At 69.0% G+C, this 8,861-nt stretch carries 5 protein-coding genes and 1 tRNA gene; 3 read left to right on the top strand and 3 right to left on the bottom strand.

The annotated features are described in order from the left end of the window. Positions 1-155 precede the first annotated feature (155 nt). From FJU31_RS17875 to FJU31_RS17865, 3 genes are all read right to left on the bottom strand, one after another. A tRNA-Thr gene (locus FJU31_RS17875) sits at positions 156-231 on the bottom strand. 36 nt (positions 232-267) lie between these two features. After that, on the bottom strand, positions 268-1,272 hold the full coding sequence (locus tag FJU31_RS17870; RefSeq protein ID WP_150455933.1) for a 2-hydroxyacid dehydrogenase: 1,005 nt from the start codon (positions 1,270-1,272) through the stop codon (positions 268-270). A 73-nt stretch (positions 1,273-1,345) separates the two neighbouring features. After that, on the bottom strand, positions 1,346-4,231 hold the full coding sequence (locus FJU31_RS17865; protein ID WP_150455932.1) for an autotransporter family protein: 2,886 nt from the start codon (positions 4,229-4,231) through the stop codon (positions 1,346-1,348). Positions 4,232-4,532: 301 nt separating this feature from the next. Between FJU31_RS17865 and FJU31_RS17860 the strand changes: the two genes are divergently transcribed. From FJU31_RS17860 to FJU31_RS17850, 3 genes are read left to right on the top strand one after another with little or no spacing between them, the layout of a single operon-like run. Then, complete coding sequence (locus tag FJU31_RS17860) at positions 4,533-4,994, top strand: RNA polymerase sigma factor (protein WP_425473732.1); 462 nt, start codon at positions 4,533-4,535, stop codon at positions 4,992-4,994. A 14-nt stretch (positions 4,995-5,008) separates the two neighbouring features. Further along, a complete protein-coding gene (locus tag FJU31_RS17855; protein WP_188115530.1) occupies positions 5,009-5,959 on the top strand; it encodes a FecR family protein in 951 nt (316 codons plus the stop codon). A 10-nt stretch (positions 5,960-5,969) separates the two neighbouring features. Further along, complete coding sequence (locus FJU31_RS17850) at positions 5,970-8,741, top strand: TonB-dependent receptor (RefSeq protein WP_150455930.1); 2,772 nt, start codon at positions 5,970-5,972, stop codon at positions 8,739-8,741. Positions 8,742-8,861 lie beyond the last annotated feature (120 nt).

Raw genomic sequence — 8,861 nt, 5'->3', positions numbered from 1 at the left:
GATCGGGGGTAGCCAGTCTCTTCCTGGAACACCGTCCTCGGCCGACGACGCCGAGGACGGTGAAGATTTCCAAGACCCGCTATCCGGTGGACCGTAAGGCTGCACCACTTAAGTGAACAGCATTACGACCAAAGGCCGAGGCTTTTCATTGCAACTGGTGCCGGAAACAGGAGTCGAACCTGCGACCTACGCATTACGAATGCGCCGCTCTACCAACTGAGCTATTCCGGCTGAGCAGGCGATTTTACGGGCAGCCTACCCCGCTGGTCAATCCGCCCCCACCCGGTTGGCACACGCCCGCCCGGCGGCGAAATCCGCCAGGTTGCCCAAGGTGATGGCCGAGATCTCCTGCAGGGCCTCCACGGTGAAGAAGCCCTGGTGGCCGGTCACCAGCACGTTGGGGAAGGTCATCAGGCGCTGGAAGGCCTCGTCGTCGATGATCTCGCCGGACAGGTCCTGGAAGAACAGCGCGCTTTCCTGCTCGTAGACGTCGATGGCCAGATGGCCCAGCCGGCGCGACTTCAGCGCGCGGATCACCGCATGGGTATCCACCAGCCCGCCGCGCGAGGTGTTGACCAGCATCGCGCCGGGCTTCATCCGCGCCAGCGAAGCATCGTTGATGAGGTGCTGGGTGTCCGTCGTCAGCGGGCAGTGCAGCGAAACGATGTCCGCGCGCGCCAGCAGGTCGTCCAGCCCTACGCTCTCGCCCACCCCCTCAAAGTCGGGCGACGGGTACGGGTCATGGCCGAGCACCGTACAGCCCATGCCACGGAAGATGCGCGCGGTGGCCAGGCCGATCTTGCCGGTACCCACGATGCCCACCGTGCGCCCGTGCAGGGTGCGGCCAAGCAGGCCATCCAGCATGAAGTTGCCTTCGCGCACGCGGTTGTAGGCGCGGTGGGTCTGCCGGTTGAGGGTCATCACCAGAGCCAGCGCATGTTCGGCCACGGCTTCGGGCGAATAGGCCGGCACGCGGGCCACGAAGAATCCCAGCCGTGCGGCTTCGGCCAGGTCGACATTGTTGAACCCGGCACAGCGTAGCAGCACGGCGCGCACGCCCAGTGCATGCAACGCCTGCAGTACGGGCGCATCGAGGCGGTCGTTGACGAATACGCAGACGGCGGTGCAGCCCTGCGCCAGTGCCGCAGTGTGCACATCCAGCGCGGCATCGAAATGGACGAACTGGAAGCCCTGCCCCGCGCCGTCGCGCGCGTTGGCTTCTTCCAGGAAGCGGCGGTCGTAGGGACGGGCGCTGAAGACGGCAATCTGCATGGCGGGCCTGCACGGGAATCCTGCGCAGACCATAGCGCACCGGCGGCGATGCTGCCGCCGGTGCGCCCTTTACTCAGAACGCGTAGCCCAGGCCCAGCATCACGCCGTTCTGCACCTGGCCATCGCGGCGTTCGCCCACATAGTCGACCATCACCGACAGGCGGTCGCTGGCGCGGCTGGTGACGCCCAGGTTCCAGGCCAGCACCTGCTCGCCCAGCGTCTGGCTGCTGCTGCCGAACACCAGGTCCGGGGCGGCGGCGAAGCCGGTGCTGTAGCGGGCCTGGGTGTCGCCCAGTTCCTTCTGCCAGACCACGCGCGCGCGCGGGGTGATGCGCTCGCCGTTGTTGCCGTCGAAGGTCTTGAACAGCTGCAGGCCGGCACCCACGCGGATGCTTTCCAGGCTGTCGCCACGGCCAGCCAGTGCGCCAGCACCCTGCCCTTCATTGAAACGCGTGGCCGAGGTGCGCGCGTAATCCACCACCGGCAGCAGCGGCTGCACCACCAGGCCGTTGCCGGTGGTGAAGCTGAAACCGTGCTCCAGTCGCGCGGAGATCGCGTCGTTGTTGTACTTGGCTCGCAGCGGATCGTTCAGGCCGTCGATGCCGGCAATGCCGCGACGGGTGTCGTGGCGCAGGTCGGTGTAGCGCACGGCGGCAGACAGGTAGCCACGCGCATAGGTGGCATCGAGGTAGCCGCCGATATCCAGCGCGCGCACGTCACCGGTGAAGCCGGAACCATCGCGGGCCTTGGTCGACATGTCCGCCGCGGCCACGCTCACGCCCAGGCTGACGCGGTCATCGGCCACGCGCGTATCGGCACCCAGCACGATGCCGCCCACGGTGTGGGTCAGGCCGGCCACGCCGCCGTCGCCATCGATGCGGCCATGGCTGCCGAAGCCGCGGCCCCAGAAGCCGTGGTTGCGTGCACCCGCGCCGCCGTCGGCACCTGCCGTGGCCTGTGCGCCCGGTTCGACAAGATGCATCGCCAGCTGGTTGAACAGGCTGCTGTTGGCCATGCCCGGCTGTGTCGACGCCGCCTGTGCCGCCTGTGCGGCCAGACCACCGGCATCACCGTTGCCGCTGCGCAGGCCGGCCTGGTGCTGGGTGACCACGGTGCCGATGCTGCCCAGCAGGGCGTTGTCGGCCAGGCGCAGGGTGGCGTGCGCATCACCACGCAGGACACCGGCCTGCTGCGCGATGACATCGCGGTCGGCAAACTGCAGCGCGCCCAGCAGCGGCTTCAGGCGCGCGTCCTGGCGATCACCCGCGGCGGCCAGAGCGACGCCCAGGCTCTGGTTGCCGTTGCTGGCGGTCAGCTGTGCCAGCTGGTCGAAGCCCGGGTTGGCGGTCAGCGACAGGCCGTCTTCGGTCTGGTTGATGTTGAAGCTGAGCAGCGAGTTGTGGCGCGGGCGGAAGACTTCGTTGTCGGTGATGCTGGCGCTGTAGGCGGTATCGCCCAGGCGCACGGCATCGGCAAAGCCGTCCTCGTAGATCGGGCCGGTGACCAGTTCACGCTGGTAATTGCCGGCGTAGAAGCCCTGGGCGACGTTCAACTCCAGGTGCGCACCGGGCGAGATCACCAGTGCGCCATCGTTCTGGCCGCCGTCGAAGAAGCTGCCCACGCGCAGGCGACCGGCGGCACTGCCACCGGCCTCGGTGACGTCGAACAGCACATTGCCGCCCGGCATGATGTTGACGTAGCCATGGGTGACCAGATCGCCACCGCGCGGCATCAGCGTGCCGTACACGCGCAAGCGGTTGAAGCCGTCCTCGCGCAGCGACGGGCCGATGGCGTCGAGCAGTGCATCGGTGTCGGTAACCAGGGAGGCGATGTCGCCGTGGCCGACTACCAGGCCGCCGGCCATCACCCGCACTTCCGGTGCGCGCAGGGCACCGCCTTCCAGGGCGATGGTGCCGCCGTCGACCATCATGAAATCGGCACCCGTGGTAGCCGAGGTACGCCAGGTACCGCCTTTGGCGACGCGGATCACGCCGGCCGAGTTGGCCAGTGCGGAGGCATCCAGATCGGCCAGGCGCAGCTGGCCCTGCAGGAACGCCTGGTTGCCCGGGTTGTTGAGGTAATCCTGAAGCGAGAACTGGCCAACGCCATTCGGGCCATTGGACGCTCGGTTGTAGAGCGTCACCGCGTAGTTGATGTAGGTGGTGTCGTACTCGTCATCGTTCCAGCGCGCGAAGTCATCCTCGACGAAGGTCTGCAGCTGGCGGGCGGTGGACAGGTAGCCTGGGTTGATGTCGCCAGTGACGTTGCCGGTGACGGTGAGCGTATCGCCCGGGTCGCGGTAGCCGGCCGCGGTGATGATGTTGTTGCTGTAGATGTCCTGACCCGGGAAGAGCTGCAGGTTGCGGCCGCTGCCATCGGGATCGAAGCTGACCGACGTGCCGTTGGTGCGGGCCGGGTCGCGGAACACCAGCAGGCCGTTGGGCGCCACCACTTCATACATGGCCTTGTGCAGCAGACCGGCATCCATGCCGCCGCCGTAGTTGCCGGTGTAGATCTGGGTCATGCGCGGCGACGGGCTGTAGGTGATGCGGCCGCCACTGCTGGCGGCGTGGATCTGCACCGAGTCGACCACCGGCAGGTCGCCGGCCAGATACCGATTGACGCCGCCGGACTGCATGATCGAGCAGGACGAGATGCAGTGGCCGGACACGATGGTGTCCAGGCCCTGGGTGCGGATGATGGCCTGCAGCCACTCGCCGGCGATCAGCAAGCCACCGTTAGAGGTGCGCAGCACGACTTCGCGGATCGGGCGACCTTCGGCCTGCGCCTTGGCCAGCACCGCCGGCAGCGCGACGACATCGGCGAAGGTCACGCCACCACTGAGAACGACGCGGTCGTCCTGCACGTGGTAGTTCATCGCCGCTGCGTCGCCGATCGCGCCCAACGTTGCCATGCCCACCAGCCCAGCCAAGGCCAGGCTCAACTTCGAATGCTTCATTGCGGTCTCTCTCTCCACCCGCACCACGCGGGACGAAAGCAGAACGCCGCAGCGCACCGAACACCCCCAGCGCGTCGCGCACGAAAATCTGAATTCATTCACATAACGCATTGGCATACCACACGGACTTCCCCCTTGGGTCATCGTCTTGTAAAACTCGATGACGCGTTCGTCGTTCGAGGCCTTCCCCCTGTCCGCCCCCTCCCCCCTGCACCAGCGCGCGCCGGACCCGGCCGGGGTTCCGGATGCCTTCATCGCCTTCATCCGTGAGGAACGTGCGCCGCTGTGTGCCTTCCTGCGCATGCGCGGTGTCGGCCCGGAGGATGCCGAGGACATCGCGCAGGACAGCATCGAGCGGCTGATCCGCTACCGCGGCCATGGCACCGACGAGCTACGCCTGCTGCTGTACCGCATCGCCCGCAACCGCCTGGCCGACCGCGGGCGTTCGCCACACGCGCGCGGTCACCTGCCGCTCGGTGAACGCGACGGCAGCGAGGAGCAGCACGGCACTTCTCCCGATCCGCTGCGTCAGGCAGAATCCGGCCAGATGATCGCGCTGCTGCGACAGGCACTGTTCAAGCTTCCCGAACGTGCCCGCGAGGTGTATCTGCTCAACCGCATCACCGGCATGAGCTATGCACAGATCGCCCGGCACTGCGGCATCACCGCCAAGACGGTGGAAAAACACATCGCCCGTGCCCTTCAGGGCCTGCGCAAGGAGCTGGGCAGCAATCCTCTCCACACTGATGGAGAGAATGAGTGACCCGCGACGCCTACATGGATGACACGTTGCTGTTCGAGCGCGCAAGCGCCTGGGTGGCCCGCCTGGAGGCCCCCGACTGCACCTCGATCGAGCGCGAAGCGTTCGAGGACTGGCTGGCCGAACACCCCTCCCACGTTACCGCCTGGGCACAGGCCGAGACGCTGCACCTGCGCAGCGCTGGTCTGTCCGGCGACCCGTGGCTGCGCACCGCCGCTGCCCACGCCGCACGCACACCTGCACGGCGCTGGCTGCCTTCAGTGGCGGCGGCGGCTGGCGTCTGCCTGGCCGTGGGCATCGGCTGGATGGTCTACACCGACGGCAACCCCACCCCGCAGCGCTACGCCAACGCCAGCCACCTGCCGCAGGTGCGCACGCTGGCCGATGGCAGCATCGCCACCCTCGATGCCGGCACCACGCTGAGCGCCCGCTTCGGCTGGCGCAAGCGCGAACTGGAACTGGAACGCGGCCGCATGCAGCTGCAGGTGGCCGCCTCCCTGCGCCCGCTGCGGGTGCAGGCCGGCGGCAGCAGCATCCGCGACATCGGCACCACCTTCCAGGTCGAGCGGTTGAACGATGGCCGGGTGGAAGTGGCCCTGCTGGAAGGTGCCGTGGAAGTGACCAGCGGCAGCGCACAGCACACGCTGGCCCCCGGCCAGCAGCTGCAGGTGTCGCCCTCCGGCCGCATCCAGCCGGGCCCGCAGCTGGCCACCACCGCCGCGGCCGAAGCCTGGCCCGAAGGCCGCCTGGTGTTCGATGCCACGCCGCTGTCTACCGTGGTCGAGCGCATGAACCGCTACGGCAGCACGCCGCTGGTGATTGCCGATCCGGACATCGCCGACCTGGCCGTGAGCGGCAGCTTCCGTGCCGGCGATCCGCATGAACTGTTGTCTGCCCTGGAGCTGGGGTGGTCCATTGCTGGCCAGCCGCGCAAGGATGGCGCGCTGGAACTGCGCCGCACTTACTGAGGCGGCGCGGATGCCCAGCCCCGGGGCACTGCGACAGCGTTTGATGGTCCTGCTGTGGCTTGCCCTGGCCGGTGCCACGGCCGCCGCAGAATCGCCCGCCGCCGCCCCGATCGAATACCACATCGCCGCCGGCCCGCTGGCGCCGGCGCTGCAGCAGTGGGCGCGGCAGAGCGGCGTATCGCTGTTGTTCGATGCACGTGAGCTGGCCGACCTGCGCACGCCCGGAACGCAGGGACCGCAGGAACCTGCCGCTGCGCTGAAGGCGCTGGTGGCCGGCCGGCCGGTCAACATCCTGCGCACACCCGGCGGTGGCTACGTGCTGCGCCGCCATGCCGTGGCGGTAGCAGCGCCTGCTGCGGTTTCGCCCGCCCCGCCGCCGCGACCGCAGCGGCCGGCACAGGTGGACCTGGCACCGATCCACGTGACCGGCAGCCGCCTGCCACGCACCTCCGTGCAGACCACCCTGCCGGTGACGGTGATCGAGCGCGAGGACATCCTGCGCAGCGGCTACGGCACCCTGTTCGATCTGCTGCGCCACCTGCCTGGCATGAACGGCCATCCGCCGCTGAGCACCTCGCGCGGTGGTGATTCGCTGTACCTGCCGGTGGGCGCAGCGGCTACCACCAGCCTGGACGGCATGGGCCCGCGCGCCACCCTGTTCCTGGTCAACGGCCGCCGCCTGCCGCGCTACCCGATGGTGTCGCTGGAGGAAGGCGGCCTGACCGACCTCGGCGGTATTCCGCTCAGCTTTGTTGAACGCATCGAACTGGTTCGCGGCGGCGCCTCGGCCATCTATGGCGCCGACGCGATGTCCGGCGTGGTCAACATCATCCTGCGCGACCAGGCCGATGGCCCGGAAGCCACCCTGCAGACCGGCGTCAGCGGCCGCGGCGATGGTGACCAGCACCGCGTGCAGGCGGCCACCGGCGGCGTGCGCGACAACGGTGACCGCTGGTTTGCCGGCCTTGACCTGCACCGCCTCCGCCACGTGGCCGGCGACCGCCGCCGCTGGCATGCCGACAGCGCGCTGTACCCGATCGGGCTGATCCTGGCCAACGGTGATTACTACCCCGCCAGCGAATGCCACGCGCCGCTGCAGGAGGAAGAGGACGGCTGCTGGTACGACAGCGTGCGCCCGCGTTCGCTGCAGCCGGCATCGGACACCGTGGCAGGCTACCTGCGCTACCGCCACGAGCGCGGCGACGGCCGCTATGCCTATGTGGAGGCGCGCGCCAGCCACAACCGCCAGCGCTTCGAACTGGGGCCGACCGCGGTGGCGCTCAACTTCAATCGCAATGCCCTGCTCAACGTGGTGCTGCAGGAGGGCGGCGAGGTGCAGCCGCGGGTGCGGGCCAGCGAAGGCGACCTGACCGTGGGCATCGGCCGCGACCAGAGCGGCCGCAGCTGGGAGGCCGGCCTGAGCGCACAGCGCAGCCAGGTGGACCTGCGTACCGGAGGCGCCGTGCGCAGCGAACGCCTGCTGGAGGCTGCGCTCGCGCTGGACTTCCTGCCCGGTTTCTCCACGCTGCCACCGGGCCTGGCCGACGAACTGTTTCCGACCATCCGCAACCGCGGCCGCACCACCCAGCTGCAGGGCTGGTGGAGCGTGCAGCGCGAACTGATGGACCTGCCCGGCGGCAAGGCACAGCTGGCCACCGGCCTCGACCTGCGCCAGGAACGCTGGACCTCGCTGCCCGATCCGCTGCTGGGCAAGGGCGAACTGGCGCTGGGCCTGCCGCTGGAACAACGGCGGCTGTCGCGGCCGAGCAGCGCGGCATATACCGAAGTCGGCCTGCCGCTGGCCTCGACGCTGCGCCTGGACCTGGCCGCGCGGCTGGACCGCGATGATGGCGACAGTGCGTTCTCGCCGCGTGCCGGCCTGCGTTGGAGCCCGAGCCCGCACTGGTCGTTCCTGCTGGCCAGTGGCCGCGGCTTCCGCGCACCCAGCCTGTTCGAACGGCGCCGGCCACCGGCCTACTTCGGTCTGCTGGCCCTGCCCGGGTCGGACACCCTGCCGCCGTGCGCACGCCCGCTGCGCAATGGAGGCTGCGCGGTGGAAGTGGATGTGGTGGAAAACGATGCGCTGCGCGCCGAAACCTCGCGCAGCCATTCGTTGGCGGCCAGCTGGACGCCCACCGACGCGTTCTCGCTGTCGCTGACCCATAACATCGTCGAGCTGCGCAACGAGATCCTCGCCCTGCAGCCCAGCGATGCGCTGTGGAACCCGGATACGTGGGAACTGGATGAGCAGGGCCGCTTGCGCGACCTGCGCCTGTCCTTCGACAACATCGGCCGCACCACCTCGCGCAACTGGGTGCTGCGCGGCGAGTACCGCATCGATGCCGGCCGCGATGGCCAGTGGCTGTTCTCGCTGGATGGCCTGAAGCAGCAGGAACTGCGCCGCGACCGCGCGCATGGTGAATCGGTGGACCTGCGCGGCCACGCGACGCCCACCTTCGCCGGCATCATCAACGTGCAGTGGCAGAACCCCGCGTGGGACATCGCCCTGCGTGGCAACCGCGTGGGCCGCACGCGTGCGTGGCTGGCCGGTGAGGACTGCCCGCAGCAACAGCACGACGACCGCCGCTGCATGAACCCGGCACAGCTGCGCTGGAACCTGCACGTGGCGCGCAAGCTGAGCCCGCGCGTGGTGGCCGCGCTGGACGTGCACAACGTGCTGGACACCGCGCCGGTGAACTACCTGGTTGGCAGCGGCGGGCAGATGGCCGGGCTGGATGATCCGCTGGGGCGCTACTTCCTGCTGACCCTGCAGTTCCGCTGACCTGCTCTTGTAGCGCCGAGCCATGCTCGGCCGCCACTTTCTGTAGAGTCGAGGGGGGGGGGGGGGGGGGGGGGCGCCCCCCCCGGCCACAGAGCAGCGACCCCCAGGAGACGAAGACCC

It is taken from the genome of Stenotrophomonas cyclobalanopsidis (genome assembly GCF_008710035.1).
Taxonomy (GTDB): domain Bacteria; phylum Pseudomonadota; class Gammaproteobacteria; order Xanthomonadales; family Xanthomonadaceae; genus Stenotrophomonas; species Stenotrophomonas cyclobalanopsidis.
This window is presented reverse-complemented; position numbering and strand designations above follow the sequence as displayed.